Source organism: Acinetobacter sp. TG2027 (genome assembly GCF_000302435.1).
GTDB classification, from domain to species: Bacteria; Pseudomonadota; Gammaproteobacteria; order Pseudomonadales; family Moraxellaceae; genus Acinetobacter; species Acinetobacter pittii.
The window spans coordinates 1-26,920 of record NZ_AMJN01000062.1; the positions used below are offsets into that span (position 1 = coordinate 1).

A 26,920-nucleotide genomic window follows, 5' to 3' on the forward strand; every position below is an offset into this window, starting at 1 on the left:
TGGTGCATCAGGTGCGCGCTTAGTCACTACAGCCTTAAACCAGCTTGAACAAACGGATGGTCGTTATGCCTTGTGTTCAATGTGTATTGGTGTGGGGCAAGGCATTGCTTTGATTATTGAGAGAGTTTAATCATGAGCCAGTTATATGCCAGTTTGTTTTATCAAAAAGACGTCACTGACATCTTTAGTGACTCATCTTTAATCAAATACATGATTGAGGTTGAAGTTGCGGTAGCGCAAGCACAGGCACAAGTTGGTGTGATTCCTCAAAATGCGGCTAATACCATTGCCCAAGTAGCTGAGCAGGCATTAGACAAGTTTGATTTTTCCGCCTTGGCTGTAGCAACAGGCTTAGCTGGAAATATCGCAATTCCATTTGTAAAACAGCTTACGGCAATTGTTAAAGATGTTGATGAAGATGCTTCACGTTACGTGCATTGGGGCGCAACAAGTCAGGATATTTTAGACACAGCTTGTATTTTGCAATGCCGTGATGCGTTGAACCTTGTGGAAGATCAACTTCAACAATGCTATGCGACTGCATTACAGCAAGCTAAGCAATATCGCCATCAAGTCATGAGTGGGCGTACTTGGTTACAGCAAGCTTTACCAATTACGTTGGGACATAAACTTGCTCGTTGGGCTTCTGCATTTAAACGTGATTTAGACCGTATTCAAGCTATGAAATCACGTGTGCTCACTGCTCAGTTAGGTGGTGCTGTGGGTTCACTGGCTTCTTTGCAAGACCAAGGCTCGCTTGTGGTCAGCGCATTTGCGAAGCAACTGAATCTGACTGTACCAACAAGCACATGGCATGGTGAGCGTGACCGTATTGTAGAAATTGCAAGTGTGCTTGGCATGATTGTCGGGAATACGGGCAAGATGGCACGTGATTGGTCTCTTATGATGCAAACCGAAATTGCAGAATTATTTGAGCCAACCGCCAAGGGTCGTGGTGGTTCATCGACCATGCCTCATAAGCGTAATCCAGTTGCGGCAGCATCCGTATTAGCCGCGGCGAATCGTGTACCAGCACTGATGTCTAGCATCTATCAAAGCATGGTGCAGGAACATGAGCGTAGCTTAGGTGCATGGCATGCAGAATGGCTGGCAATCCCTGAAATTTTTCAGCTTTGTGCTGGAGCATTAACTCGTACTGGTGAAGTTTTACAAGGTTTCGAAGTTAATGCTGAGCATATGCAGCAGAACCTTGACTGTACCAACGGGCTGATTATGGCCGAAGCTGTGATGATGGCACTTGCTCCAAAAATTGGACGTTTAAATGCTCATCATGTTGTTGAAGCAGCTTGTAAAACAGCCGTGGCTCAAAAGCAGCATTTATCTGAGGTTGTTAGTCAGTTAGATGAAGTAAAAGAACATTTTAGTCAAACAGAAATTTTGGAAATATTTAAAGCAGAAAACTATTTGGGCAACATTCAAGCTCAAATTGATGCTGTTCTGCAAGAAGCACAAGGAGAGCCAAAGTGAAACAGACTATTAGCAATCGCCAAGGAAAACAGTTAGCTGTTTATACCGACGGCTTAAAAGACGCTCCTGTGCTTGTATTTTCTAATTCATTAGGCACAGACCGTGGTATGTGGCAGTCACAGGTAAGTGAATTAAAAAGTCATTTTAATGTCATTACATACGACACACGTGGTCATGGTGAAAGTGATGTAATTAGTGATACCACATTGCAAAACTTAGCTGAAGATGTGGTTGATATTTTAGATGCCTTGAGTGTTGAAAAAGCTCATTTTTGTGGCATTTCAATGGGTGGAATTACTGGGCTTTGGTTGGGTATTCATCATCCAGAGCGCTTTTTAAGTATTACTGTTGCGAACTCGGCAGCCAAAATTGGTCAGGCGGAGGCTTGGTTGAGTCGTGCTGATTCTGTGGAGCAGAATGGTTTAGCTGAGTTGGTTAAAACCACGCATACTCGCTGGTTCAGTGAAAACTTCGACTATCAACACAACGTGGTTGCACAAACGACGATTCAAAGTCTTGCAAACACACCGGCACAAGGTTATGCGAATGCATGTCGTGCTTTAGCGTATGCCGATTTAAGAGATGAAATTGCACAAATTCAAATTCCAGTACTACTGGTTGCGGGGACAGAAGATCCGGTGACTACAGTAGCAGATGCTGAGTTTATGCAGCGCGCTATCAACAATAGTCAGATTGCTAAATTGGAAGCATCTCATCTTTCTAATATTGAGCAACCGCAAAGATTTACTCAGGAATTGACTAGGTTTATTCAGCAAATCTAATAGCTTAGTGATTTAAAAGGAATTGGCCTTAAGGAGGCAAATATGGCGTCTCAGGATTACGCTGCACCAAATAAAAGTATCGATGCTCAAGCATTAATTAATGATGCTCCACTCAGTAAGTATCAATGGATGATCGCAATCATCTGTTTCTTAATTATTTTTACTGATGGTATTGATACTGCTGCAATGGGTTTTATCGCTCCAGCTTTGGCTCAAGACTGGGGTGTTGATCGCTCTCAGTTAGGCCCAGTGATGAGTGCTGCACTTGGTGGAATGATTATTGGAGCTTTGGTTTCTGGCCCAACAGCTGACCGTTTTGGTCGAAAAATCGTTTTAGCTTTTTCGATGCTTGTGTTCGGTGGTTTTACTTTAGCATCTGCGTATGCAACCAACTTAGATAGTCTTGTCATTTTACGCTTTTTGACAGGTATTGGTTTGGGTGCAGCTATGCCAAATGCCACTACATTATTTTCTGAATACTGCCCAACACGCATTCGTTCATTACTCGTGACCTGTATGTTCTGTGGTTACAACTTAGGTATGGCAACCGGTGGTTTTATCAGTAGCTGGCTGATCCCGACTTATGGTTGGCACAGTCTGTTTTTACTTGGCGGCTGGTCACCTTTGATCTTAATGATTTTAGTGATTTTGGTTTTACCTGAGTCTTACCGCTTTTTAATTGTGAAAGGTAAGAATCCTGAAAAAGTACGCAAAATCTTAAATCATATCGCTCCAGCTCAGATCCAAAATGCGACTGCGTTTCACGTACCTGAAGAGAAAACTGAAACAGCTCAAAAGAAAAATGTCTTTGGAATTATGTTTTCTAAACCATATGCGAAAGGAACGCTTTTGCTTTGGTTGACCTATTTCATGGGCTTGGTGGTTGTTTACTTGCTTACAAGCTGGTTGCCAACACTTATGCGTGAAACAGGTGCCTCAATGGAGCGGGCTGCATTTATCGGTGGATTGTTCCAGTTCGGTGGTGTGGTAAGTGCTTTATTTATTGGTTGGGCGATGGACAAATTCAATCCGAACCGAGTTATTGCCATTTTCTACTTTGCTGCAGGTCTATTTGCGATTGCTGTTGGTCAAAGCTTAGGAAACTCAACATTACTTGCAGTATTGGTGCTTTGTGCAGGTATCGCGATTAATGGTGCCCAATCTTCAATGCCTGCGTTAAGCGCTCGTTTTTATCCAACGCAGTGCCGTGCAACTGGCGTGTCTTGGATGACTGGTATTGGACGCTTCGGTGCGGTATTTGGTGCTTGGATTGGGGCTGTACTACTCGGCAATGATTGGTCGTTTACCGCCATTCTTAGTTTATTACTAATTCCAGCGACTGCTGCGGCTGTTGCTGTATTTGTTAAATCACTTGTTGCGCATACCGATGCAACTTAATTGAGGTCTATCACAATGAATGATGAACAACGCTATAAACAAGGCATTGAGGTGCGGACTGAAGTTTTGGGTGAAAAGCATGTTGGTCGGTCTTTGCAAAACTTAAATGACTTTAACCAAGATTTTCAAAACTTTATTAGCCGTTACGCATGGGGTGAGGTGTGGTCTCGTCCGGGCCTACCGCGTCATACACGTAGTTTAGTCACTATCGCAATTTTATTGGCGCTTGGACGTGAAGATGAACTACGCATGCATTTACGTGCTTGCTTTAACAATGGCGTAACTAAAGAAGATTTAAAAGAGCTGATCTTACATAGTTCACTCTATGCAGGTTTACCTGCTGCAAACGCTGCAATGCATATGGCTGAAGAAGTCTTTAAAGAGTTGGGGATAGAAGTAAACCCAATTGCAGCGAAAGAACAGGATTAAGGAGATAAAGATGTCACAACATAGCTGGGGTGCTTATGCCCAACGTAATACAGATGATCATCCACCAGCGTATACGCCAGGTTATAAAACAAGTGTATTACGTTCGCCAAAAAATGCATTGATCTCAATTAATGAGACTTTAACTGAAGTTACTGCACCGCATTTTTCTTCAAATTTGTTTGGCCCAAAAGATAACGATTTGATTTTGAACTATGCCAAAGATGGTTTACCAATTGGTGAGCGTGTCATTGTCCATGGCTATGTTCGTGACCAATTTGGTCGTCCTGTGAAAAATGCACTTCTAGAAGTATGGCAAGCCAATGCTTCTGGCCGTTACCGTCATCCAAACGACAAGTTTATTGGTGCAATGGACCCTAACTTTGGTGGTTGTGGTCGTACCTTAACTGATGAAAACGGTTTTTATATTTTCCGTACCATTAAACCGGGTCCGTACCCATGGCGTAACCGTATTAATGAATGGCGTCCTGCACATATCCATTTCTCATTAATTGCTGATGGTTGGGCTCAGCGCCTGATTTCGCAGTTTTATTTTGAAGGCGATACGCTCATTGATACTTGCCCGATCTTAAAAACGATTCCTTCTGAAGATCAACGTCGTGCCTTGATTGCACTAGAAGATAAAAACAACTTTATCGAAGCTGATAGTCGTTGTTACCGTTTTGACATCACTTTACGTGGCCGTCGAGCGACTTACTTCGAAAACGAATTGACTTAATCGGGAGCACTAGCATGAATAACTGGAATTTTCAGGAACTAAAAGAAACTCCATCTCAAACAGGTGGTCCTTACGTTCACATTGGGCTATTGCCACAACAAGCAAATATTGAAGTGTTTGAAAACAACTTTAATAACCAGCTAGTACAAGATCAGACCAAAGGTGAGCGTATTCGTCTTGAAGGCCAAGTGTTTGACGGATTGGGTTTACCGCTACGCGATGTGCTGATTGAGATTTGGCAAGCTGATGCGAACGGTATTTATCCAAGTCAGGCAGATACGCGTGAGCAAAAAGCTGACCCAGCATTTCAAGGTTGGGGCCGTACAGGTGCTGACTTTGAAACGGGTGTTTGGAGTTTCAATACGATTAAACCGGGCGCGACAGCAGGCCGTAAAGGTTCAACTCAAGCACCTCATATTGCATTAGTCATTTTCGCTCGCGGTATTAACTTGGGTCTTCATACACGAGTTTATTTTGAAGATGAAGCTGAAGCAAATGCTAACGACCCAATTCTAAATAGCATTGAATGGGCACCACGTCGCCAAACACTTATTGCAAAACGTTTTGAAGAAAATGGTGAAGTTGTTTACCGCTTTGATATTCGTATTCAAGGTGATGACGAAACTGTATTTTTTGATATTTAAGAAACACCTAAGGTTACACCTGATTATTCAAGGATGCGTGTAGCCTTTTTAAGGATGAACGATATGAACATGAAAACATTATTAAGCCTAAGTTTGCTTGCACTCCCATTTTTTACTGCACAGGTGAATGCTGAACCTGTTGCTTTAGCTGCTCAAACACAACCTGCTAATACAGCCGTTAAAACGATTGTTCCGATTACCGCAAAAACCAAAGAACAAGCTTTGGCACAAGCTCAAGTCATTGCAAATACAGCAGATGCTGATTTGGCAGAGTTTCGTATCGATTTACTTAGTTTTGCGAGTGATACAAAACAAGTGATTGCTTTGGGCCATGAGTTGAAAAAGATTTTGGGCAATAAGCCAATGATTGCCACCATTCGTACGAAAAACGAAGGCGGCCAGCTTGAAATTAGTGATGGGGATTATGGTAAGACTTATCAAGCTTACTTAAAGAATCCGTTCATGGATTGGTTAGATGTTGAAATGTTCCGTGATCAAAAAGTAGTTTCAGAAATTGTTCAAAAAGCACATCAAAAGAAAGTGCTGATTGTTATGTCTAATCACGACTTCCAAAAAACACCAAGCCAAGATGAAATTGAAAAACGCTTGTTAAAACAAGACCAGATGGGTGCAGATATTCTCAAAATTGCCGTTATGCCAAAATCTAAACAAGACGTTTTCACTTTAATGAACGCAACTTTAAAAGTAAGTCAGCAAACCACTAAACCATTGTTAACGATGTCGATGGGGCAACTTGGTACGATTTCGCGTGTTGCGACTGCCAACATGGGCGGAAGTTATAGCTTTGGCATGATTGGTCATGCTTCTGCACCGGGTCAAATTGATGTGACCAAGCTCAAACAGATTTTACAAACAGTTCAACCAACAAACCCATAAATCATAAGGATATGATGAAATGAATACATTACGTTTAACTACTCTTGCATTAGGTTTGATGGTTTCAGGCATAGCTGCGGCTCAAACTTATGTGGTTGACCGTTATCAAGACGATAGCAATAAAGGCTCTTTACGCTGGGCCATTGAACAAGCCAATGCAAACCCAAGCGAAGCTAGCGACATTTTGATTCAAGCAGTAGGTAAAGCGCCTTATGCGATTAAATTAAATAGTGCACTTCCTGAAATTAAAGCACCTGTCAAAATCATTGGTACAGAGTGGGATAAAACTGGCGAATACATCGCAATTGATGGTTCAAATTATATTAAAGGCGAAGGTGCAAAAGCTTGTCCTGGTGCAAACCCTGAACAGTACGGCACCAATGTACGTACTATGACTTTACCGGGATTGGTACTGCGTGACGTCAACAATGTCACTTTAAAAGGTTTAGACATTCATCGCTTCTGTATTGGTGTATTAGTTAACCGCTCAAGCAATAACCTGATTCAACACAACCGTATTAGTAATAACTATGGTGGTGCTGGTGTTATGTTGACGGGTGATGATGGTAAAGGTAACCCAACCGCAACCACGACTAATAACAACAAAGTTTTAGACAATATTTTCCAAGACAATGGAGATGGTCTAGAGCTGACACGTGGTGCTGCGTTTAACTTAATTGCGAATAATCATTTTGTTTCAACCAAAGCAAACCCAGAACCATCACAAGGTATTGAAATCTTATGGGGTAATGACAATGCTGTGGTTGGTAATAAATTCGAAAACTATTCGGATGGCTTACAGATTAACTGGGGTAAGCGTAACTATATCGCCTATAACGAAATGACCAATAACTCGATTGGTTTTAACATGACGGGTGATGGCAACATTCTTGATAGCAATAAAGTACATGGTAACCGTATTGGTGTAGCCATCCGCTCTGAAAAAGATGCAAATGCAAGAATTACATTGACTAAAAACCTGATTTGGGACAATGGTAAAGATATTAAACGCTGTGAAGCGGGTGGTTCATGTGTACCAGATCAGCGTTTGGGTGCAATTGTATTTGCTGTGCCTGCACTTGAGCATGCCGGATTTGTCGGTTCTCGTGGTGGTGGTGTGATTGTCGACCCATCTAAGCAACAAAAAACATGTACTCAGCCAAATGAACAAGGCTGTAATGCTCAACCTAATCAGGGCATTAAAGCGCCTAAATTAACTGCAAATAAAGGTTTAGTTGCGGTAGAAGTCAATGGTTTACCAAATCAACGCTATCAAGTTGAGTTTTTTGGCAACCAAAATGCAGCTTCAAAAGAAGCTGAGCAATATTTAGGAACAATAACAGTAGCTACAGATGCACAAGGTAAAGCAAAAGCGAATTGTAAGCCGTCTGTAAAAGTTGCCTCAATTACAGCGAATGTAACTGATCGCTTTGGAGCGACGTCTGAACTGAGTTCGGCCTTGCAAACTAAATAATAACAATAAGGAAAGCGCCTCAAACCGAGGCGCAGCATAGAAATATAGAAATGATAAAAGGGACTTGAAATGCCAAATTTAATGAAATTGAGTGTGTTAACAATCGCTGTATTAGGTAGCCAATTTGCGCTCGCGAATGAGCCTTGGTCACAAGACCGTCAATGGTTGTTAGGCGGCTGGAATGGAAAACGCCAGCAATTAGAGCAGCAGGGCTATAAATTTACAGCTTCTATTATGAGCCAAAGCGCCACCAATTTAGATGGTGGTTACAACGACAGCAATACCTTTGAAAATGCTGCGCAACTTTCTTTAGGCGCAAACCTAGATTTAGAAAAAATCGCTGGATGGAAAGATACAACAGCGAGCCTAGTCGTGACTAAACGTGACGGCAATGCATTAACTCTTGAGCGTATTAAAGATCCACGTTCTAGCCAATTGGGCAATGCTCAAGAGATTTACGGACGCGGTAAAATCTGGCGTCTGTCTCAAGCATGGGTGAAAAAGGGCTTTGTTGATAATACTGTACATGTCAAATTTGGTCGTATGGGAATGTCAGAGGACTTTAATAGTTCTCAATGTGAATTTCAGAACTTATTGCTCTGCGGTGGGCAGTTAGGAAAATCAATTGGTTCAATTTGGTATAACTCACCAGTCGGTGTTTGGGCGACAAACGTTAAATATCAGTTTTCACCTGAATGGACTTTGGGGTTGGGTGTGTATGAGGTCAATCCAGACAACATTAAAACCGAATCAAATAGTGATGGTTTTAATCTGGATATGAACAATGTGAAGGGCGCCACCATACCGGTTGAGCTGGCGTGGAAACCAAAACTTGCTGCCTTTAATGGCTTGCCGGGTGAATATAAAGTAGGTGCACTGTACTCAACCGCAGAAGCCAATGATATTAAAACTGCCGGTAAAGTGCATGACGGGAAACAAAGCTTCTGGATTAATGCACAGCAACAACTTACCCATAAAGGCGAAGATCCGAAACGCGGTTTATATGTAAGTTTTAATGGCGTTGTAAATGATAAAGCAACGACTTTTGTTCAAAGTACGCAACAGCTTGCTCTTTGGTATAAGGGACCGTTTGATAGTCGTCCAAATGATTCGATTGGTTTTGGTATAGCCAATTATTTGGTCAATGATCGTGCTAAAGATAAACAGATCGCAACAAACGAAAGTCGTGGATACTATAGCTATGATTCGATTGCATCTGACTATATTCCAATTCAAGACGACGAACTAAATGTCGAGTTGAACTATACCTACCAATGGTCTCCGGCTGTCATGTTACGTCCAAACATTCAATATATCCATCAACCTGCTGGTGTAAAAGAGGTTGATGATGCTTGGGTGGCAGGCCTGAGTGTAAAAGTTAATTTTTAACAGTATTTATGGCTGGTTAGACGTGGTTTAACTGGCCCAAATGCTTGAACTATTCGGGTTCAGTATATGTGGAGTAGGATCTATGTCTGAGTCAGATTCTAAGTTTCATATCTTATTCAAAATATGGTGTTTTATATTAGGTTTAGCTTTATTAGCTACTGGTATTTTTTATATCGTAGGCGGTGGAAAGCTAGTATCTCTCGGTGGTTCTTGGTATTTCCTTATCTCAGGACTGTTTATAACCATTTCAGCAATTAGTATCTTCCGTAAAAAAGCGCTGGGTGTCTGGATTTTTGCGGCTGTTTTTGTTGGTACCGTAATTTGGTCATTTGTTGATGCTGGATGGGAATTTTGGCCGTTATTTTCGCGCTTAATGTTTCCTGCCGGTCTTTTTGCTGCCTTGCTATTTACTTTGCCTTCAATCCGACGTTACCAATTTCAAACGAGCTTGGCATCTTCATCCTATGCTGTAGGTGGATTAGTTGTTGTAGGTATGTTGATTGCGCTCTATCAAATGTTCCAACCGCATCCCACAGTAGCAAGTTCAGGTGAAAAACTACCTTTAGTACCAGTTGACCCTGCAAAAAAACAGGTAAATTGGGAAAATTATGGTAATGATGCAGGTGGTAGCCGCTTTGTTGCTCTCGATCAAATTAACCGAGATAACGTTCATAAATTAAAAGAAGCTTGGCGCTTTAGAACGGGCGACTTTACAACGGGTAGCGGTAATGGTGCCGAAGACCAAATGACTCCGCTACAAGTGGGAAATAAAGTGTTTTTATGTACACCACATAACAACATTTTTGCGATAGATGCCGACTCGGGCAAACAACTCTGGAAAGCTGAGGTGAACTCTACAGCCGATGCTTGGGAACGTTGCCGTGGTGTTGCATACTTTGATTCAACTAAACCACTTGTACAACCAACTTTAGCGGGTGCAAATGCAGTAACTGCGGTTGCAACCAATACAGCATGTCCACGTCGTGTATATACCAATACACCTGATGGTCGTTTAATTGCAGTGAATGCAGATAACGGTCAGCGCTGTGCTGATTTTGGTGTAAATGGAACGGTTGATTTGCTAGAAGGTCTTGGCGCTGGAACAAAAGCGCCACGTTTTGAAGTAACTTCTGCACCGACTATTGCGGGTACAACCATTGTGGTGGGTAGCCGTATTGCCGACAACGTAGCCGCAGATATGCCAGGTGGTGTTATCCGTGGTTATGACGTGATTACGGGTAAACTTCGTTGGGCATTTGATCCGCGCAATCCAAATCCTAACTATGTTCTTAAACCGGGTGAAACCTATAAACGTAGTTCGGCAAACTCATGGGCTGCAATATCATATGACCCGCAAATGAATACGGTGTTCTTACCTATGGGTAGTTCATCTGTCGACATTTGGGGGGGTAACCGTAATCCATTAGATCACAAATACAATACTTCTGTGTTAGCACTTGATGCGACAACAGGTAAAGAGAAGTGGGTATATCAAACTGTTCATAACGATTTATGGGACTTTGACTTACCAATGCAACCGAGTCTAGTCGACTTCCCATTAAAAGATGGTACGACTAAACCAGCTGTTGTCATTGGAACCAAATCAGGCCAATTCTTTGTTCTTGACCGTCTAACGGGTAAACCACTGACTAAAGTGATTGAACAACCAGTTAAACCTGCCAATATTCCGGGTGAACAATACAGCTTAACTCAACCTCGTTCAGTTGAAATGCCTCAAATTGGTAATCAGACTTTAACTGAGTCAGATATGTGGGGTGCAACGCCGTTTGATCAACTGATGTGTCGTATTAACTTCAAGTCAATGCGTTACGAAGGCTTATTTACTGCACCAGGTACTGATGTTTCATTAAGCTTCCCAGGTTCGTTGGGTGGTATGAACTGGGGTAGCATCGCTTTTGACCCGACTCATCGTTATATGTTCGTGAACGATATGCGCCTTGGTTTGTGGATTCAATTGATGGAGCAAACTCCTGAAGATATTAAGATTCAGGCCAATGGTGGAGAGAAAGTAAACACAGGTATGGGAGCTGTACCAATGAAAGGTACACCATATAAAGTGAATAAAAACCGCTTTATGTCGGCTCTAAGTATTCCTTGTCAAAAACCACCATTTGGCACCATGACTGCAATTGACATGAAAACTCGTCAAGTTGCATGGCAAGTACCATTAGGTACAGTGGAAGATACTGGGCCGATGGGTATTAAGATGGGCTTAAAGGCACCGATTGGTATGCCAACAATTGGCGGGCCGATGGCAACTCAAGGTGGCTTGGTTTTCTTTGCTGCAACACAAGATTACTACTTACGTGCATTTGATTCATCTACAGGTAAGGAACTGTGGAAATCACGCATGCCAGTAGGTAGCCAAGGAACACCAATAAGCTATGTTTCACCTAAAACAGGTAAACAGTATGTGGTTGTTACCGCAGGTGGAGCACGTCAATCACCTGATCATGGTGATTATGTGATCGCTTATAGCTTAGAACAATAATTAAGAAAGGCAAAAGAGAGTATTTCTCTTTTGCCTTATCCTTTAATATATTTTTTATATAAAAGAGTAAAAGTAAATTCTATATTTTTAACTAGATAGCTTTACCAAATAGTAAAAAAGTGCTTGATGTTGTTGCTAAACTTAAAATAGTCTTATGGTCAATTCAGCCTGAACGCTAGGTATAGCTTAACTATTGACCAGTTCCTTAGGATGTTTTACCTATAAATAAAGCCTTAACTTTTATTAAGTTTTGTTTAACTTAACATTGTGAATTTTAATTAAAAATAAACATTATTAAGTTTTAAACCTTAAAAATAAGGTGTTTTTTGTTGGAAAAACGAGCTTAAATATATACTTATATTATATTTATATAATTTATTGGGTTGCGCTAGAATGGTCGACGCAGATTATTACTATCCAGTAATAATTTGTATTTCAGGAATTTAAGCTTTTATGGCTTAAGGCTCATCGAAAGATGGGCCTTTTTTTATGGGTGAAAGAAAATATTTTGTCTTGCTCAATAGCCTAAGCAAAATTAAAAGTTAAATAATGAATAAAATCACAAAAAATAGTCTTTAATGACAAGAAGTGTATGATTTGATAAATTAAAGCCACTTGATAATAATAGGTGATGTAATGAGATTTTTGGTTCTTGCAACTTTATCTGGTTTAGCTTTGATGGGTTGTGCTTCTGTTCAGCAAGCACCGAATACACAAGAGACAATTCGCTATGCTTCTAGCCCATGTTTTGGCGCATGTCCGATTTATTCTGTAGAAGTAACACCTACAGGTTTAATTCGCTTTGAAGGCAAGCAATATACAAAAACAGTTGGTGTTAAAGAAATTCAAGGTAGCGTTAAAGATTATAAAAAACTTGCAGATGATCTAAAAACTTATCGCCCTGAAACAGGTACACAATCAAAAACTGCGGGTTGCCAGCAAACAGTGACCGACATGTCTAGCTATTACATTACTTGGATTCAACCTAATGGCACAGAAACTAAATTAAGCCATTACACAGGTTGTATCTCTCCAGCAAATAATAGATTGAATAAGGTTATGGAAAAGTTACCTGAACAATTAGGCATTAAAGATCTAATTTAATGACAAAAGCCCCAAAATCTTGGGGCTTTTTCTTGTTAAGAAGAATTATACACTTAAGAGTTTTATTTTAAGTATTTCTAAAAGAATCAGCGTATAATACAGATTATAAAAACATATATTGTTAAGAGTGGTTATATGTCAAATATTGTCTATGCCTTTTTTGGTGGTTTATTACTAGGCATCGCAACAGTTGGATATTTATATATAAATGGTCGTATAGCCGGAATCAGTGGTTTGCTTGCTCAAGTCATCAATCCTACTAAAGACACCTTTAAGAGTTCGGCATTCTGGTTTATTGCGGGCCTTGTGATTACACCTTTCATATATGGTTACTTTTATCAGCCTGAAATTGAAATTAAAGCTAATACATTTGCACTTATTCTAGCAGGTGTACTTGTAGGCTTTGGAACACGGTTAGGGTCGGGTTGTACAAGTGGCCATGGTATTTGTGGTATGAGCAGGTTATCAAAACGCTCGATGATAGCGACAGCAGTTTTTATGTTTGCTGGCATGTTAACGGTTTATATCATTCGTCATGTGATGGGGTAATCCTATGAAAAACATTTTTGCTTTTTTATTTGGTAGCTTATTTTCATTAGGTTTGATGATCTCTGGCATGTCTAATCCAGAAAAGGTATTAGGTTTTTTAGATATTTTTGGGCAGTGGGATATTAGCTTAATGTTTGTAATGTTAGGTGCTATTGCTGTGGCATTTATTCCATTTCAAAAGGCTATAAAAAATCCTAAAACATTCTTTAATGAACAAATTCAATTACCAACAAATACACAGATTGACCAAAGGTTAATTGTGGGTGCTTTTATTTTCGGTATAGGCTGGGGAATAGCAGGTATATGTCCAGCGCCCGCTTTAACTTTGATTGGATTAAGACATTTTGAAGCGCTTTATTTTATTGTCGCAATGTTATTAGGAATGTTTATTTACCAAATTTTAAATAAAGGAAATTAAGCCTATGCAACAACCTCTAGTAAAAGATTTTTTTGATGAAAACACCAATACTTTTAGCTATGTTGTTACGGATTTAGCGACTCGTCAATGCGCTATTATTGATAGTGTGCTTGACTACGATGCCGCATCGGCCACTACAAAAACATCCAATGCTGATCTGATCGTCGATTATGTCTTGGCGCAAAACTTCAAAGTACAATGGATTTTAGAAACCCATGTACATGCGGACCATATGACTGCGGCTCAATATTTAAAATCTAAATTGGGCGGTACAATTGCGATTAGTCAAAAAATCTCGGTAGTACAAGAAACTTTTGCAGCTATCTATAATTTTGATTTTAAGAAATTCAATGAAAATCAGCCATTTGATTATTTGTTTGAAGATTATGAACATTTCAAAATAGGGGAGATAGAAGCCTATAGCATTCCTACACCAGGGCATACGCCAGCTTGCTTAAGCTATGTGATTGCCGATGCTGTTTTTGTAGGTGATACCTTATTTATGCCCGATTATGGCTCAGCAAGATGCGACTTTCCTAAAGGAAGTGCTGCTGAGCTTTATGATTCGGTCCAAAAAATTTATACACTTCCCGACAATATGCGAATGTTTTTATGCCATGACTATAAGCCCGAAGGTCGTGATGAATATATCTGTCAAACAGATATTAGAACCCAAAAACAAAGCAATATTCATTTAAATCGACGAGTTTCCAAGGACTCATTCATCAAAATGCGTCAAGAAAGAGATGCTACTTTGGCAATGCCAAAATTAATTTTGCCTTCAATTCAAATTAATATGAATGGTGGAAATTTTCCGGAACCTGAAGCGAATGATATTCGCTATTTGAAAATCCCTTTCAATTACTTTTAGAAATAGCCTAAGCATTCATCCGCGATCGTTCAATCTATTCAAATAGCCTAAGCAAGATTTAAAGAACTTGTCTTAGATCCCGCGAAGTCTCTTGCAATAGAGGCAGAATATGTTGAATTAAATATTCTTCAGTTGTTTTCATAGTTGGAGAAACAATATTTAAAGCTGCAACCACTTTAAAGTCTTGTCCATAAATTGGTACGGCGAGCGCATGAACGCCTAATTCGTGTTCTTCACGCGAATAACACCAATCTTGTTCTCGAATCTCTTGTAGTAACTCTAAAAATTTATCATTTTCGACATGCGTATATTTAGTTAAACGCTGAAGAGGATATTTTTGGAGCCAGTCCAATTGTTCTTCTTGGCTTAAATGTGCCAGTAAAATTTTACCCGCAGATGTCGCATGAGCAGGCAGACGGTTACCTAAGTGTAAGCCGTATGGATTTACACGGTCAGTTTGTTGGTGGGCCGCACTACGAGCAATAGTAATGGCTTCATAACCATCAAGTACCATCACCGAATAAATGAGAGAAGTTTGGTTAGTTAACAGATTTAATAAAGGCTGAGATACTTTCGGAAGCTGGGCTGCACCTAAATAAGCTCCTGAAAATTTAAGAACTTTTGGAGTTAAATAGTAATAGTGACCATCTGACTCAAGATAACCTAAATATTCTAAAGTTAATAAATGACGCCTTGCTGCTGCTCGGGTAAGCCCAGTTTTTTCAGCAGCCATAGAAATGTTTAAACGATGTTGATTACTACTAAAGCTATCTAAAATCGCCATGCCTTTACCAATGCCAGCAATGTAATCTTCATGACGAATCGTTTTTTTGTTGTCCTGATTCTGGATTATCCGTTCATCTTTACTCATTACTGGTCCTTGTACGATAGAAGCTTAATAGATCAATTCGCTTTATTGAAAAAGTTTAATAATTTCATGTCGCAGAAATTGATGTCTTAAATTATCCCTTAAATCTTCGTGCCAAAACATACCCATTTTAATATTGGTTATCTCAAAAGGCAGAGAATGTAAGCAAATTTCATGACTATAAGACAAATGCTGTAATATCATTCGAGGCATGGTGAGTATTGCGTCGGCTTGGGCTCCTAAAACTTGTAACGCCGTTGAATAGTTTTGACAGCGCATAAATACATTTCTTGAAATTTTTTGGTGTTGGTTTAAATAAATATCTTCAAGTAAAGCGCCCGTACGGCGTGACGAAACACCAATGTGCCGACCACTGATATAACTAGCTAAATCGACTTCTTTAAGTTGGCTGCAAATGACAAACTCATCTGTTACCAAATGATCAAAGGTAATTTTGGGAGATAAGTATTGTTCTAGGTCAATCACGAAATCGAGCTGTTGTGTCGCCAAGTCCGCCATAATATGTTTTCGATCTAGCTTCATACTCACAAACTGCAAATCTAAATTAAGATTTTGAAAATGTTGAGCCAGTCTTGGAAGAATAATCGGTTCAATCTCATCATGAACGGCGATTTTTAAGCTTTTTAAACTTGTTGGATCAAAGACATGTTTCTGTTGGCTAATATTTTGGATGGTTAAAAGTGCTTGCTTCACAGTTGGATAAATCTGTTCTGCAAAAGGAGTGGCAGACATTTTATTGCCTACACGTATAAATACATCATCTTCAAGTTGCTGGCGTAAACGCTGCAAAGCATGACTTGCTGCTGACTGCGTAATATTGAGACTACTTGCAGCATTCGAAATACTTTTTTGCTCATAAATCGCGATAAAAAGCGGATATAAATTGATATCAATTCGGTGAAAAAAACTTAGGTCTAGACCATGTAAGTTATGAATATTATTCATGAGGTGTTATTTAATAAAATCATTTCATTCATATTAAGTTTCAAGTTATGTTGATGTAAAGACCAGATAATGATGTGAAGGAAAAAAGAATGTTTGAACTTTCAAAGAAAGCTCAAGATTTTGCTGAGCGAACAAGAAAATTTATTTTAGAAGAGATAGAACCTATCGAAGCAAAATTTTGGGAAGAGGTTCATGAGCTAAATCCAGATGGGAACTGGAAAAAATGGCAGTGGCCTGAACTGTTAGAAACTCTGAAAACTAAAGCTAAACAAGCCGGTCTTTGGAATATGTTTTTACCCGATGAAAAGTTGGGTGCTGGGTTAACTGTTCAAGAATATGCGCATATTGCTGAATTGACTGGCCGCAGCTTATTGGCACCTACCGTTTTTAACTGTAATGCACCAGATACGGGAAATATGGAGGTGTTATGGCGCTATGGCAGTGAACAGCAAAAACAACAATGGTTACAGCCTTTATTGGACGGAAAAATTCGTTCGGTTTTTTGCATGACGGAACCCGATGTTGCTTCAAGCGATGCAACCAATATGCAAGCGACTGCACTCATTGATGGTAATGAAATTGTTTTAAATGGCAAAAAGTGGTGGTCGTCTGGCTTAGGTGACCCAAATGCCAAAGTCATTATTTTTATGGCACATACTCCAGATGAAACTAAAGACCGCCATCATCAACACTCTATGGTTTTAGTACCGATTGACACGGCTGGTGTTGAAATTCAACGGATGTTACCTGTGTTTGGTGACTACGATGCACCACATGGACATGGTGAGGTTCACTTTAATAATGTTCGAGTACCTATTGAAAACTTTATTGGTGGAGCGGGTCAAGGTTTTGAAATTGCACAAGGTCGTTTAGGTCCAGGGCGTATTCACCATTGCATGCGCTGTATTGGGGCTGCTGAAAAAGCTTTAGAGCTTATGATTGATAGAGGTATGTCTAGAACGGCGTTTGGTAAAGAAATTTTAAAACTCGGTGGAAACCTTGAACGTGTAGCCGATGCGCGAGTCGCCATAGATCAAGCCAGACTTTTAACCTTGTATGCTGCTTATAAAATGGATACTTTAGGAAATATGGCTGCTTTAACAGAAATATCTGCAATTAAAGTGGTCGCTCCGAGTGTTTTAGAAAAAGTAGTCGATATGGCAATTCAGCTACATGGCGGTGTGGGTGTTTCAAGAGATACGCCATTAACGGGTTTCTTTGCCCAAGCACGTAGTTTACGTTTAGCTGATGGTCCGGATGAAGTACATAAAGGCATGATTGCCAAATTAGAGTTAGCCAAACGTGGTTATTTCGGTCGTCATAAGAAAGTATAAGTTTAAAGGAAGTGAATATGTCGGTAATTGATGTAGGCGGTGAAGTACGTGAAGGTGAAGAGCTTGATATTGGGGCAGTTGAAAACTGGTTAAAAAGCCAAGGTGTTGAGTTGGTTGGCCCAGCAGTCGTTACTCAATATACGGGCGGGGCGTCGAATTGGACTTATCGTTTAAAATATGAAAATACCGATTTAATTTTGCGTCGTCCTCCAAAAGGAACTAAAGCGAAGTCGGCCCACGATATGGCCCGTGAATATATGGTGCAGAAAAATCTTGCGCCTTATTATCCAGTGCTTCCTAAAATGGTTGCACTTTGTCAGGATGAATCGGTCATTGGCTGTGATTTTTATGTCATGGAACGCATTGAAGGTATTATTCCTCGTGCAAAATTACCGCCTGAGCTTGGCTTTAATGAAGAAGATGTTCATGAGCTTTGTGTAAATGTTATTGATAAGTTGATTGAGCTACATCAAGTTCCCTATGAGAACACGCCTTTAGCTGAACTAGGCAAAGGTGCGGGATATTGTCGTAGACAAGTTGAAGGTTGGGATAAACGCTATGAAAAAGTCCGCACAATCAACGTTCCTTCATTTAAATATGTCCGAAAATGGCTAAACGATAATATCCCTCAAGACTCGACGACTTGTATTATTCACAATGATTGGCGTTTTGATAATGTGATTTTAGATCCAGAGCATCCAACAGAAGTCATTGGTGTGTTGGATTGGGAAATGGCGACCTTGGGTGATCCATTAATGGATTTAGGTAGCGCTTTGGCTTATTGGGTTGAGCCAACGGATAATATGATTTTTAGATCAACACGCCGTCAGCCGACTCACTTAAAGGGAATGTTCTCTCGCAAAGAAGTCGTTGAATATTATTTGCAAAAAACAGGTCTGGAGCCTCAAAACTGGGCTTTTTATGAAGTCTTCGGTGTATTCCGTTTAGCAGTGATCGCCCAGCAAATCTATTATCGTTATTACCATAAACAAACCCGAAACCCCGCTTTTAAAGATTTCTGGATTGTCATTCATGCGCTACATATTCGAGCTTTAAAACTTATCGCGCAGCAAAAATTGCAAGAAAATGAATTTGCTCAGCAATCTCTACAGAAAATACAGGGTATTTTAAGAAAATGACCACAATTTATCTGATAAGACATGGGCAGGCATCATTTGGCAAAAGTAATTATGATGAGTTGTCTGAAAATGGTGAAGCTCAAGCGACTTTATTAGGCCAATATTTTAAGCAAATATTAAAAGAACAACCGTATGTGGTTGCAGGAACTATGCAGCGCCACGAGCAAACTGCAAAGCTCGCACTCAATGAATGCTTTCCAGATGCGATGATTCATCATAATAATTTATGGAATGAGTTTAATCATCAGCAGGTTTTTGCCCGCTATGAACCGCGTTTTGAAAAGCCTGAACTTTTAAAAGCTGATGTTGCACAAGAACAAAACCCGCGTGCTTATCTTGCCAAAATATTTGAAGGTGCCATTGGACGATGGACTGATGGCGATTTTCATCATGAATATGATGAGTCTTGGCCACACTTTAAAGAAAGAATCGAAACAGCATTGCAGCAAATTTGTGATGAGTTAGCAAAAACCAAACCTCGTTATGCAGTTGTTTTTACCTCTGGTGGTGTGATTTCTGTAGCAATTGGAAAATTGCTTGAACTCAGTCCTAATCGAACTTTTGCTTTGAATTGGGCAATTGCTAATACAAGTCTCACGACTTTGCGGTTGGTTGGAAATGAAGCTCAGGTTTTAAGTTTAAATGAACATCATTTTATAAAAGCTGAGCGTCCAGATTTACTGACATGGATTTAAAAATAAGGATAAAAGCATGGCAAAGACAATTTTAATTACAGGTGCAAGTTCTGGATTGGGCGCAGGTATGGCGCATGAATTTGCAGCGAAAGGTTATAACTTGGCGATTTGTGCACGCCGTTTAGAAAGATTAGAAACTTTAAAAACTGAACTTGAAAATCAGTACGGTATTAAAGTAATTGCAAAAAGTCTGGACGTAACTCATTACGATCAGGTTTTTGAAGTATTTCGTGCCTTTAAACAAGAATTTGGCTATTTAGACCGAATTATTGTAAATGCGGGAGTAGGCAATGGTCGCCGTATTGGTAAAGGTAATTTTGAAATTAACAGAGCCACAGCTGAAACAAACTTTATCTCTGCCTTAGCACAGTGTGAGGCGGCGACTGAAATTTTTAGAGAGCAAAACGCTGGTCATTTGGTGGTGATGTCATCCATGAGTGCGATGCGTGGATTACCAAAACATTTATCGACTTATGCAGCAAGTAAAGCTGCAGTTGCTCACTTAGCCGAGGGTATTCGTGCTGAATTACTGGATACCCCAATTAAAGTCTCAACCATTTTCCCGGGTTATATCCGTACCGAAATGAATGAAGGTGCTAAACATTTACCTTTTGAAGTTGACGCCAAAACAGGATGTAAAGCTTTAGTAAAAGCTATCGAAAAACAACTTGTAAAAGCTTATGTGCCACAGTGGCCGTGGTTACCCATGAGTATTGCTATGAAGGTTTTGCCTTTAAAGTTGGTCAATAAATTAGGATAAAAAATACCCCCTAAAGTTTAGGGGGTATTTTTTATTTAGAATTTTTTGGTGTAATTGACGAATAAACGGTCTTCGCCAAAGTCATTGCCGTGTTTTACGTTGTAATCAATACGAATATATTGCAGAGCGATGCCTTTTAAGAATGGTTGCTGAAATGCGTAGTTTAAAATCACATTCGACTCAGTTTCATGGTTCTTTTCACCATTGGCTGCTTTAAAGTCATGGCCATATACATATTTTACCATTGCATTTAGGCCTGGCACATAATCTTTAAAGTCGTAGCCATACATGACGTGGTAAGACTTTTCATCCTCTTTAAAAAAGCCTGTAGCGTTCCAGTTAATGAAATACGTCTCTGGTAAAAAACCATCTGGTAATGGGTAAGCCGATTCACCAATAATCTGTTGGTAACCTAAACCAAAGGTATGGTTTTTTACTTTAACCGTTTCAAGTAATCCAATGTTCTGCGCATCAATATCAAAGGTATTGCCGTCATCTTTTGCATTGAAGTATTTAAACTTAGAGGTGAGGGCAAAAGTTGGCTGTTTCCACGTATGTTCAAGTCCTACATAGTGTTTATTGTAGAGGTCTTCCAAATTACCAAAGTAATATTCACCCTTTAAAGACGGCGTGAATTGATAGCGCAGATCTATGTAATTTAAACCATCAGATTCTTTAGTAACCCCATTTGATGTGAAAGAAAACTTTTTAAAGTCTTCTTCATTTCGGGGAGATACTTTTTCCACTCGGCCAATTTCAGCATAGAGTTGATCTGAAAGCTGTGATTTTAAGTTGGTTCCCCAATACGAAGTAAGCAACTGACGACTAGCATCGACTGCCGTTACAGGTAAATCTAGCCAGAGTTCACCGACACTTAAAAGTGTTTTGTCATAGCCCAGTTTTAAAGTCGCGCCGTATTTTAAATAGTCTGAAGCCTGAGATTGCGTTTCTTTATTAAAAGGCAGAACAGTATCTGCGACGTGTTTGTCAGAACTTAAACGCACGGCGTATTGAACGGAAGCATCAGCCCCAATGGTGATAGGCTTGTCTGCTATGACTAACGGAGTGTCATGCATTTTCGATTTATAAAATAAAGACGCTGCCTGAGACCAACTGCCAGTATCTTTAAGTGCATCATTATCAAAATCGCGGTTGATATAGGCATTTTTTAAAGTGAATTTCCATTCATCTTCAGTTTGTTGATTTGGATTTGCGGCCCATGAGTTGCTGCACATAACTATTAAAGTGGCAACGGCTAAAGTGTGTGGTTGAAAGTGGTGAAATAATTCCATAATCCATTTCCCAGATGTATGCCAGTCCTCGGCACTACGTAATTTTGAATATTTCGGTACTCTCTAAGCGTTTAGTTAGAGAGTACATTTTTGCAATTGGTGAGACCTATTAATTTAATTTTTCAAGCTTCATGCTTTCACTAAAGAATTTGCAGCCTTTAAAAAGCAGAATTAGAGCCAGTACACAAGACAAACCACCCACAATAGATAAAGAAGAACCCACCATTAATGGGCTACCAAAAACTTTATCTGTAATAATGGCTACCAGTGTTGTACCAATACCGAGTCCAATTAAGTTACTCACCAAAAGGAAGAGGGCAGAAAGGCGTGCTCTAAATTGGTTTGGGGCTAACATTTGCAAAGCAGTTGCTGAAATCACTAAAGGGAAAGATGCAAAGAACATTGCAGGAATCAGTAAGCTAACTGAAAGCCAAAGCTGATCTGTTTGGGTAAAAAATGCAATTGGAATAATCAGGCCAACAATACCAATTACACCTGTGAACATCGGCGCATCTTGGCGACCTTTTTTAATAAACCAGTCATTTAGCCAGCCTGCACAAAATACGCCTAATGTATTTGCGACTAACAGAATCGTACCGAGCATATAGCCTGTTTCAGTCGGCGTGAGTTGAAACTTACGAATATAAAATGCAGGTGTCCAGCTAGTTAGGCTATAGAGTGCCATTGCATAAAAAGTAAAACCTAAATAATGACAAGCAAATGTTTTCGAATGTTTTTTAATAAACTGAAGACATTGTGTGAATTTAACTTGGTCAACTTGTCCATTTTGGTTGAGCTGTTGGCCTTTACGTGCAGGATCTTTAACGGTCAAAATAAACAGCAAACCAATAATGATGCCGGGTAAACCCACCACTAAAAAGGCAATTTGCCATGCTTTAAGGGCCCCTAATAATGGAACCTCAATGAGTGTCACACCTTTAAGCAGGTTAATGACATAACCGCCAACTAAGAAGGCAATACCTCCACCTAAAAAAGCGCCAATTGAATAGATCCCGACAGCACGCCCTAGTTTGTCTTTACTAAACATGTCGCTAAACATTGAATAAGCCGCTGGAGATAAAGCCGCTTCACCGACACCTACCGCCATACGGCTTAAGAACAGTTGAATAAAGTTTTTACTTAAACCGCAAGTTGCTGTTGCCAGACTCCAAACAATAATCCCGATTGAAATTAGTTTTGGTCGTGAAAAACGATCGGCAATGTAGGCTAAGGGTAAACCCATAACGGCGTAAAACAGTGAGAAGGCGAGGCCATGTAATAAGCTAAATTGAGTATCTGAAAGTTGGAGATCTGCTTTGATGGGTTCAATCATCAGCGCCAGAATTTGGCGGTCAATAAATGAAAATATATATGCCAACATACAAAGTATGACCACATACCATGCATAAGCATTGCTTTTCTTCTGTGTCCTTTCAACAGCGATATTACTTTGGTTCATACACTTAATCCTTATGTATAAAACGCTTAAAGAAATTGATATCTAACTTTTATTATTCCTCTAAAATTTTCGATATTTCCCCCTTTTAGATAAGAATAATAAATAGGCTAGAAATGAGTAATTTGGTCTCGTACAGACCGGAAGAGTGCGTCTAAACCCAATTAAGAGTTAATGGGATTTTTAAGATCATGGAATTATTATTTTCTTTTTATATGTAAAATTCCATTACTTATTGAGTATGTTAGAATACCTAAAAAGTATGTTAAGTAAACAGATAGTAATAATTTATTGAATTAAGAAACTGATTTTTATTTATTTTTTAATATTAAAAATTATTTTTAATAAAGAGCAGCGAGAAAAGAAGAACTGTTTCATGCTGCTCTTGAGCGTATCTAACCCGATATCAAGTCAAATAATCAACTTGATGGCATGAGATCAAATAATTTTTTTAACTGGTGATTTAAATTGTGAAGCTCATCTTCTGAAAAAGCATTTAGGATGCCTGCCAAGGTAACCACACTAATTTGATTAATTTGTTCAACCAGCTCAATACCTTTGGCCGTTAATTTCACCATCGAGATCCGTTCATCAGAAGTAGAAGAGTAGACCTCGACAATTCCATCTTCTACCAAGCGATATACAGCTTTTGTTGCTGTCGTTAACTTTAAAGTAGAAAGATTGGCAATGTCGGTAATACTGGCTTCCCCAAGGGCATTAGTGCTTAAAATAATTTTACGGCGTGTATTATCAATACCTAGCTTTTTTATTGATTTTTCAATCAGTTGTGAATACTTTCCATTCACTTGGGAAACCCAAAAAAAAGGAAAATTTTGAATACTCGACGGTTCTTTATTAGGAAGAAATTGTTCTAAATGATCAAGCATAGCTAAGCAATAACTTAGTGAAAAAAGGGTAATCCTATTATAAATAAAATTTTGCATATTTCCTTAAGAACAAATTATAAAAAATACTTGACAATTCCAGTAAATTTTCCGATATTTTAATTAATCAATAAAAATACATGGAAAAGTGAATGAATATTGTTAGCCAAAGCGTGCACAAAGGAAGTGGCAAGCTCAAGGTCATGGTCAAGGACACAATTGATATTCAAGGCCTAAAAACCATTGCTGGCAGTCGAGCTTTATTAAATGTTGAACCTGCTCAAGATGATGCTGAAGTAATTAAAAATATTCTAAAAGCAGATTGTGAAATTATTGTGAAAACAAATTTGCACGAATTGGCTTTTGGTATTACAGGCATTAATCACGCTTTTGGTACACCCATCAATCCTAAATATCCTGAACTTATTCCAGGTGGATCTTCGAGTGGCTCAGCCGCAGCCGTCGCTGCAAAACAAGCTGATTTTACTTTAGGCACCGACACGGGCGGCTCTATTCGTATGCCTGCTGCGTGCTGCGGAGTTTTTGGTTTAAAACCGACTTTTGGTCGCGTGAGCAGAAAAGGTGTATATCCGCCGTCAAGTTCTTTAGATTGCGTTGGCCCTTTTGCAAATTCAGTCGAGATGATTGAAAAGGCCATGCAAATTATTGATCCAACTTTTAAACCTACTGAATTTACTAGTGCACCAAAAATTGCTGTTCTCGATGTAAAAGCAGATGACGTTATTTGGAACTGTATTCATCAAGCGCTTCGAAAAGCCAATTTAGAGACCGTTTTAGAAAAAGTTGAACATTTTGAAGCGGCTTATGACGCAGGCATGCAGATTATTAATTATGAAAATTGGCAAGCTTTTGGTGAGTTAACCAAAACAGGTTTAATTGGTTCTGATGTAAATGGTCGTTTATTAAAAGCAGCACACACCACTTTAGAGCAAGTAAAACAAGCCGAAGTTGTGAGAGCGCAACTGACTCAAGAACTCGATGCTTTATTAGAAAAATATGATGCATTGGTTCTACCGACACTTCCGCAAATTCCACCGAAAGTTTCTGAAGCTGAAAACACAGTCGCGTTTTTGAATCTTACAGCTTTAGTTCGACCATTTAATTTATCAGGACATCCCGCCATTTCAGTGCCACTTGAAACCAGTGAAGGTTTACCTGTGGGCTTACAGATCGTATCGAAGCATCAAAAAGATGAGCAATTATGCGCAATAGCTAAATTTTGTGTTGATGCAATGCAATAAATTACAAGGAGTTAGATGATGAATAAGTTATCTAAAATGGAGTTTGCTTCTCAAGACAAAGCAATTGACTTAGATGCTTTGTGTCAAGAAATTCGTGAGCGTGCCTGTACAGGTGAATTTGATAATCAGGCGTATGTGAGCCAAGACATTATCGAAAAACTTAAACAGATTGGTGTTTACCGTGCATTAGTTCCAAAACGTTTTGGCGGTGAAGAATGGTCACCACGACAGTTTTGTGAATTGATCGAAACTTTATCTAAAGCTGATGGTTCAGTGGGTTGGGTGGCAAGTTTCGGTATGAGCCCTGCATATTTAGGAAGTTTGCCAGAAGAAACGCTTAAAGAATTGTACCAAAATGGGCCAGATGTGGTCTTTGCTGGAGGTATTTTTCCGCCACAGCCTGCTGAAATTACCGATGAAGGTGTAGTGGTTCGTGGACGTTGGAAATTCTCAAGTGGCTGTATGGGAGCTGACATTGTTGGTGTAGGAATTTCACCGCTTAAAAATAATGAAATGCAAGGCTTACCTCGCATGGCAGTGATGCCTGCAAAAAAAGCTAAAATCGAAATGACTTGGGACACCGTTGGCCTAAAAGGTACGGGAAGCCATGATTTAGTCGTTGAAGACGTATTAGTCGAAAAGAAATGGACCTTTGTACGTGGTGAACCTTCAAAACTAAGCGAACCATTTTTTAAATATCCGTCGCTTTCTTTAGCGACTCAAGTATTAACCGTGGTGGGTATTGGGGTTGCAGCTGCCGCATTAGAAGAATTTGAAAAACTGGCGCCGGGTAAAGCATCCATTACAGGCGGTTCAGAAATTGCCAACCGCCCAGTGACTCAATATGAGTTTGCTCAGGCAGATGCAGAATTTCAGGCTGCAAAATCTTGGTTTTATCAAACCATGGATATTGTCTGGAATGAAATTATTGCTGGTCGTGAAGCAACTGCTGAACAGATTAGCGATATGCGTCTGGCATGTACCCATGCAGCTCGAGTTAGCGCCAAAGTCACCCGAAAAATGCAAATGCTTGCGGGCATGACAGCGATTTATACCAACAATCCATTCAGCCGTTTTGTGAATGACACCAACGTGGTGACTCAGCATGCCTTTATGGGTGATGCAACTTTACAAAATGCAGGCTCAATCAGTTTCGGGTTAAAACCAACCCCAGGTTATTTATAAGTTTTAATTTTTTAAAAGGATATTGAAATGGAAGCTAAAAAATCATTACGCGTTTTGTTCTGCATGGGTATTAACCAAAACTTTTTTGACGCGGAACCTGCTGAAGCAAAAGCAGTTTGGGCCGCGTTTGGTGAAATGTGGAATGGCATTCATGACTTACCGGGCGTACATGTTTTTGGAAATCTTGATGATGACCAAAGCATGGTTGGTCCAAGTGCTGGTTGGCCTTGGACAACCTACTTGCTTGCTGATGTTCCGGATATTGAAACCGTACATGCCGCTTGTAACTTGTTTAGAACGACCGTAGTGGGTGAAGGGCCATACAAACTTTGGAAATATTGCAAAGTTGAAGCTCGTGTTGGGCGTGAATTGATTATCCAACGTTAAG

The 26,920-nt window shown here is 39.7% G+C and carries 27 protein-coding genes; 22 read left to right on the forward strand and 5 right to left on the reverse strand.

Annotation, left to right across the window (positions count from 1 at the left end):
* From B806_RS0118355 to B806_RS0118425, 15 genes are all read left to right on the forward strand, one after another.
* Positions 1-130: hypothetical protein (locus B806_RS0118355; protein WP_017403326.1), on the forward strand; the 130-nt coding region annotated here is incomplete at its 5' end.
* 2 nt (positions 131-132) lie between these two features.
* The gene (pcaB, locus tag B806_RS0118360; RefSeq protein WP_017386043.1) at positions 133-1,488 is read left to right on the forward strand and encodes a 3-carboxy-cis,cis-muconate cycloisomerase; all 1,356 of its coding nucleotides are present in this window, start codon (positions 133-135) and stop codon (positions 1,486-1,488) included.
* Positions 1,485-2,270, forward strand: coding sequence for a 3-oxoadipate enol-lactonase (gene pcaD, locus B806_RS0118365; protein WP_017386044.1), 786 nt, complete (start codon positions 1,485-1,487; stop codon positions 2,268-2,270). Before pcaB ends, pcaD begins: the two co-directional genes overlap by 4 nt.
* 42 nt (positions 2,271-2,312) lie before the next feature.
* Positions 2,313-3,668, forward strand: a complete 1,356-nt coding sequence (locus tag B806_RS0118370; RefSeq protein ID WP_017386045.1) for an MFS transporter — start codon at positions 2,313-2,315, stop codon at positions 3,666-3,668.
* Positions 3,669-3,683: 15 nt separating this feature from the next.
* Positions 3,684-4,097 carry a 4-carboxymuconolactone decarboxylase gene (pcaC, locus tag B806_RS0118375; protein ID WP_000997505.1) on the forward strand — a complete coding sequence of 138 codons (414 nt, stop codon included), beginning with the start codon at positions 3,684-3,686 and terminating at the stop codon, positions 4,095-4,097.
* A gap of 10 nt (positions 4,098-4,107) precedes the next feature.
* On the forward strand, positions 4,108-4,833 hold the full coding sequence (gene pcaH, locus B806_RS0118380; protein WP_000077913.1) for a protocatechuate 3,4-dioxygenase subunit beta: 726 nt from the start codon (positions 4,108-4,110) through the stop codon (positions 4,831-4,833).
* Between the two features lie 14 nt (positions 4,834-4,847).
* A complete protein-coding gene (pcaG, locus tag B806_RS0118385) occupies positions 4,848-5,477 on the forward strand; it encodes a protocatechuate 3,4-dioxygenase subunit alpha (protein ID WP_001067208.1) in 630 nt (209 codons plus the stop codon).
* Positions 5,478-5,546: 69 nt separating this feature from the next.
* Positions 5,547-6,374: a type I 3-dehydroquinate dehydratase gene (gene aroD / locus B806_RS0118390; RefSeq protein WP_079381122.1), complete on the forward strand. Its 828-nt coding sequence runs from the start codon at positions 5,547-5,549 to the stop codon at positions 6,372-6,374.
* A 19-nt stretch (positions 6,375-6,393) separates the two neighbouring features.
* Positions 6,394-7,848: a right-handed parallel beta-helix repeat-containing protein gene (locus B806_RS0118395; protein WP_017403328.1), complete on the forward strand. Its 1,455-nt coding sequence runs from the start codon at positions 6,394-6,396 to the stop codon at positions 7,846-7,848.
* 69 nt (positions 7,849-7,917) lie between these two features.
* Positions 7,918-9,237: a carbohydrate porin gene (locus tag B806_RS0118400; protein ID WP_017386048.1), complete on the forward strand. Its 1,320-nt coding sequence runs from the start codon at positions 7,918-7,920 to the stop codon at positions 9,235-9,237.
* 82 nt (positions 9,238-9,319) lie between these two features.
* Complete coding sequence (locus tag B806_RS0118405) at positions 9,320-11,749, forward strand: glucose/quinate/shikimate family membrane-bound PQQ-dependent dehydrogenase (protein ID WP_017386049.1); 2,430 nt, start codon at positions 9,320-9,322, stop codon at positions 11,747-11,749.
* A gap of 645 nt (positions 11,750-12,394) precedes the next feature.
* Positions 12,395-12,853 carry a DUF6438 domain-containing protein gene (locus tag B806_RS0118410; protein ID WP_079381123.1) on the forward strand — a complete coding sequence of 153 codons (459 nt, stop codon included), beginning with the start codon at positions 12,395-12,397 and terminating at the stop codon, positions 12,851-12,853.
* 135 nt (positions 12,854-12,988) lie between these two features.
* Positions 12,989-13,402 (forward strand): YeeE/YedE family protein, encoded by a 414-nt coding sequence (locus B806_RS0118415; protein WP_005069081.1) that lies wholly within the window; start codon positions 12,989-12,991, stop codon positions 13,400-13,402.
* Between the two features lie 4 nt (positions 13,403-13,406).
* Positions 13,407-13,820, forward strand: a complete 414-nt coding sequence (locus B806_RS0118420) for a YeeE/YedE family protein (RefSeq protein ID WP_017386051.1) — start codon at positions 13,407-13,409, stop codon at positions 13,818-13,820.
* Positions 13,821-13,824: 4 nt separating this feature from the next.
* Positions 13,825-14,691, forward strand: coding sequence for an MBL fold metallo-hydrolase (locus B806_RS0118425; RefSeq protein WP_017403329.1), 867 nt, complete (start codon positions 13,825-13,827; stop codon positions 14,689-14,691).
* 58 nt (positions 14,692-14,749) lie between these two features.
* On the opposite strand, the gene pcaU is transcribed toward B806_RS0118425, so the two are convergent.
* Positions 14,750-15,562, reverse strand: a complete 813-nt coding sequence (gene pcaU, locus B806_RS0118430) for an IclR family transcriptional regulator PcaU (RefSeq protein WP_002120879.1) — start codon at positions 15,560-15,562, stop codon at positions 14,750-14,752.
* A gap of 42 nt (positions 15,563-15,604) precedes the next feature.
* A complete protein-coding gene (locus B806_RS0118435) occupies positions 15,605-16,525 on the reverse strand; it encodes a LysR family transcriptional regulator (protein ID WP_002121073.1) in 921 nt (306 codons plus the stop codon).
* A gap of 89 nt (positions 16,526-16,614) precedes the next feature.
* Between B806_RS0118435 and B806_RS0118440 the strand changes: the two genes are divergently transcribed.
* The 4 genes from B806_RS0118440 to B806_RS0118455 are packed head-to-tail and all read left to right on the forward strand — an operon-like array spanning position 16,615 to position 20,453.
* Complete coding sequence (locus B806_RS0118440; protein ID WP_017386053.1) at positions 16,615-17,859, forward strand: acyl-CoA dehydrogenase family protein; 1,245 nt, start codon at positions 16,615-16,617, stop codon at positions 17,857-17,859.
* Positions 17,860-17,876: 17 nt separating this feature from the next.
* Positions 17,877-18,998 (forward strand): phosphotransferase family protein, encoded by a 1,122-nt coding sequence (locus tag B806_RS0118445; RefSeq protein WP_017386054.1) that lies wholly within the window; start codon positions 17,877-17,879, stop codon positions 18,996-18,998.
* On the forward strand, positions 18,995-19,693 hold the full coding sequence (locus B806_RS0118450) for a histidine phosphatase family protein (protein ID WP_017403330.1): 699 nt from the start codon (positions 18,995-18,997) through the stop codon (positions 19,691-19,693). The genes B806_RS0118445 and B806_RS0118450 overlap by 4 nt, the downstream gene beginning before the upstream one ends.
* Positions 19,694-19,709: 16 nt before the next feature.
* On the forward strand, positions 19,710-20,453 hold the full coding sequence (locus B806_RS0118455) for an SDR family oxidoreductase (RefSeq protein ID WP_017403331.1): 744 nt from the start codon (positions 19,710-19,712) through the stop codon (positions 20,451-20,453).
* Between the two features lie 35 nt (positions 20,454-20,488).
* Here B806_RS0118455 and B806_RS0118460 read toward each other — a convergent pair whose 3' ends face one another.
* The 3 genes from B806_RS0118460 to B806_RS0118470 form a co-directional block, all read right to left on the reverse strand.
* Positions 20,489-21,745 carry an OprD family outer membrane porin gene (locus tag B806_RS0118460; RefSeq protein ID WP_017386057.1) on the reverse strand — a complete coding sequence of 419 codons (1,257 nt, stop codon included), beginning with the start codon at positions 21,743-21,745 and terminating at the stop codon, positions 20,489-20,491.
* Between the two features lie 109 nt (positions 21,746-21,854).
* On the reverse strand, positions 21,855-23,204 hold the full coding sequence (locus B806_RS0118465) for an MFS transporter (protein WP_017386058.1): 1,350 nt from the start codon (positions 23,202-23,204) through the stop codon (positions 21,855-21,857).
* 416 nt (positions 23,205-23,620) lie between these two features.
* Complete coding sequence (locus B806_RS0118470) at positions 23,621-24,088, reverse strand: MarR family winged helix-turn-helix transcriptional regulator (protein WP_017386059.1); 468 nt, start codon at positions 24,086-24,088, stop codon at positions 23,621-23,623.
* 149 nt (positions 24,089-24,237) lie between these two features.
* Between B806_RS0118470 and B806_RS0118475 the strand changes: the two genes are divergently transcribed.
* The 3 genes from B806_RS0118475 to B806_RS0118485 are packed head-to-tail and all read left to right on the forward strand — an operon-like array spanning position 24,238 to position 26,919.
* Positions 24,238-25,347, forward strand: coding sequence for an amidase (locus B806_RS0118475; protein WP_017403332.1), 1,110 nt, complete (start codon positions 24,238-24,240; stop codon positions 25,345-25,347).
* A gap of 36 nt (positions 25,348-25,383) precedes the next feature.
* The gene (locus B806_RS0118480; RefSeq protein ID WP_079381124.1) at positions 25,384-26,532 is read left to right on the forward strand and encodes an acyl-CoA dehydrogenase family protein; all 1,149 of its coding nucleotides are present in this window, start codon (positions 25,384-25,386) and stop codon (positions 26,530-26,532) included.
* 27 nt (positions 26,533-26,559) lie between these two features.
* Complete coding sequence (locus tag B806_RS0118485; protein WP_000387554.1) at positions 26,560-26,919, forward strand: hypothetical protein; 360 nt, start codon at positions 26,560-26,562, stop codon at positions 26,917-26,919.
* Position 26,920 lies beyond the last annotated feature (1 nt).

Coding starts and splice junctions, on each gene's coding strand:
- pcaG (WP_001067208.1), top strand. CDS start 4,848: ATGAATAACTGGAATTTTCAGGAACTAAAAGAAACTCCATCTCAAACA.
- B806_RS0118370 (WP_017386045.1), top strand. CDS start 2,313: ATGGCGTCTCAGGATTACGCTGCACCAAATAAAAGTATCGATGCTCAA.
- B806_RS0118470 (WP_017386059.1), bottom strand. CDS start 24,088: ATGCTTGATCATTTAGAACAATTTCTTCCTAATAAAGAACCGTCGAGT.
- B806_RS0118435 (WP_002121073.1), bottom strand. CDS start 16,525: ATGAATAATATTCATAACTTACATGGTCTAGACCTAAGTTTTTTTCAC.
- B806_RS0118440 (WP_017386053.1), top strand. CDS start 16,615: ATGTTTGAACTTTCAAAGAAAGCTCAAGATTTTGCTGAGCGAACAAGA.
- B806_RS0118415 (WP_005069081.1), top strand. CDS start 12,989: ATGTCAAATATTGTCTATGCCTTTTTTGGTGGTTTATTACTAGGCATC.
- pcaC (WP_000997505.1), top strand. CDS start 3,684: ATGAATGATGAACAACGCTATAAACAAGGCATTGAGGTGCGGACTGAA.
- pcaB (WP_017386043.1), top strand. CDS start 133: ATGAGCCAGTTATATGCCAGTTTGTTTTATCAAAAAGACGTCACTGAC.
- B806_RS0118480 (WP_079381124.1), top strand. CDS start 25,384: ATGGAGTTTGCTTCTCAAGACAAAGCAATTGACTTAGATGCTTTGTGT.
- B806_RS0118460 (WP_017386057.1), bottom strand. CDS start 21,745: ATGGAATTATTTCACCACTTTCAACCACACACTTTAGCCGTTGCCACT.
- B806_RS0118485 (WP_000387554.1), top strand. CDS start 26,560: ATGGAAGCTAAAAAATCATTACGCGTTTTGTTCTGCATGGGTATTAAC.
- B806_RS0118455 (WP_017403331.1), top strand. CDS start 19,710: ATGGCAAAGACAATTTTAATTACAGGTGCAAGTTCTGGATTGGGCGCA.
- B806_RS0118400 (WP_017386048.1), top strand. CDS start 7,918: ATGCCAAATTTAATGAAATTGAGTGTGTTAACAATCGCTGTATTAGGT.
- B806_RS0118395 (WP_017403328.1), top strand. CDS start 6,394: ATGAATACATTACGTTTAACTACTCTTGCATTAGGTTTGATGGTTTCA.
- aroD (WP_079381122.1), top strand. CDS start 5,547: ATGAAAACATTATTAAGCCTAAGTTTGCTTGCACTCCCATTTTTTACT.
- pcaU (WP_002120879.1), bottom strand. CDS start 15,562: ATGAGTAAAGATGAACGGATAATCCAGAATCAGGACAACAAAAAAACG.
- B806_RS0118465 (WP_017386058.1), bottom strand. CDS start 23,204: ATGAACCAAAGTAATATCGCTGTTGAAAGGACACAGAAGAAAAGCAAT.
- B806_RS0118475 (WP_017403332.1), top strand. CDS start 24,238: ATGAATATTGTTAGCCAAAGCGTGCACAAAGGAAGTGGCAAGCTCAAG.
- B806_RS0118445 (WP_017386054.1), top strand. CDS start 17,877: ATGTCGGTAATTGATGTAGGCGGTGAAGTACGTGAAGGTGAAGAGCTT.
- pcaH (WP_000077913.1), top strand. CDS start 4,108: ATGTCACAACATAGCTGGGGTGCTTATGCCCAACGTAATACAGATGAT.
- B806_RS0118425 (WP_017403329.1), top strand. CDS start 13,825: ATGCAACAACCTCTAGTAAAAGATTTTTTTGATGAAAACACCAATACT.
- B806_RS0118420 (WP_017386051.1), top strand. CDS start 13,407: ATGAAAAACATTTTTGCTTTTTTATTTGGTAGCTTATTTTCATTAGGT.
- B806_RS0118405 (WP_017386049.1), top strand. CDS start 9,320: ATGTCTGAGTCAGATTCTAAGTTTCATATCTTATTCAAAATATGGTGT.
- B806_RS0118450 (WP_017403330.1), top strand. CDS start 18,995: ATGACCACAATTTATCTGATAAGACATGGGCAGGCATCATTTGGCAAA.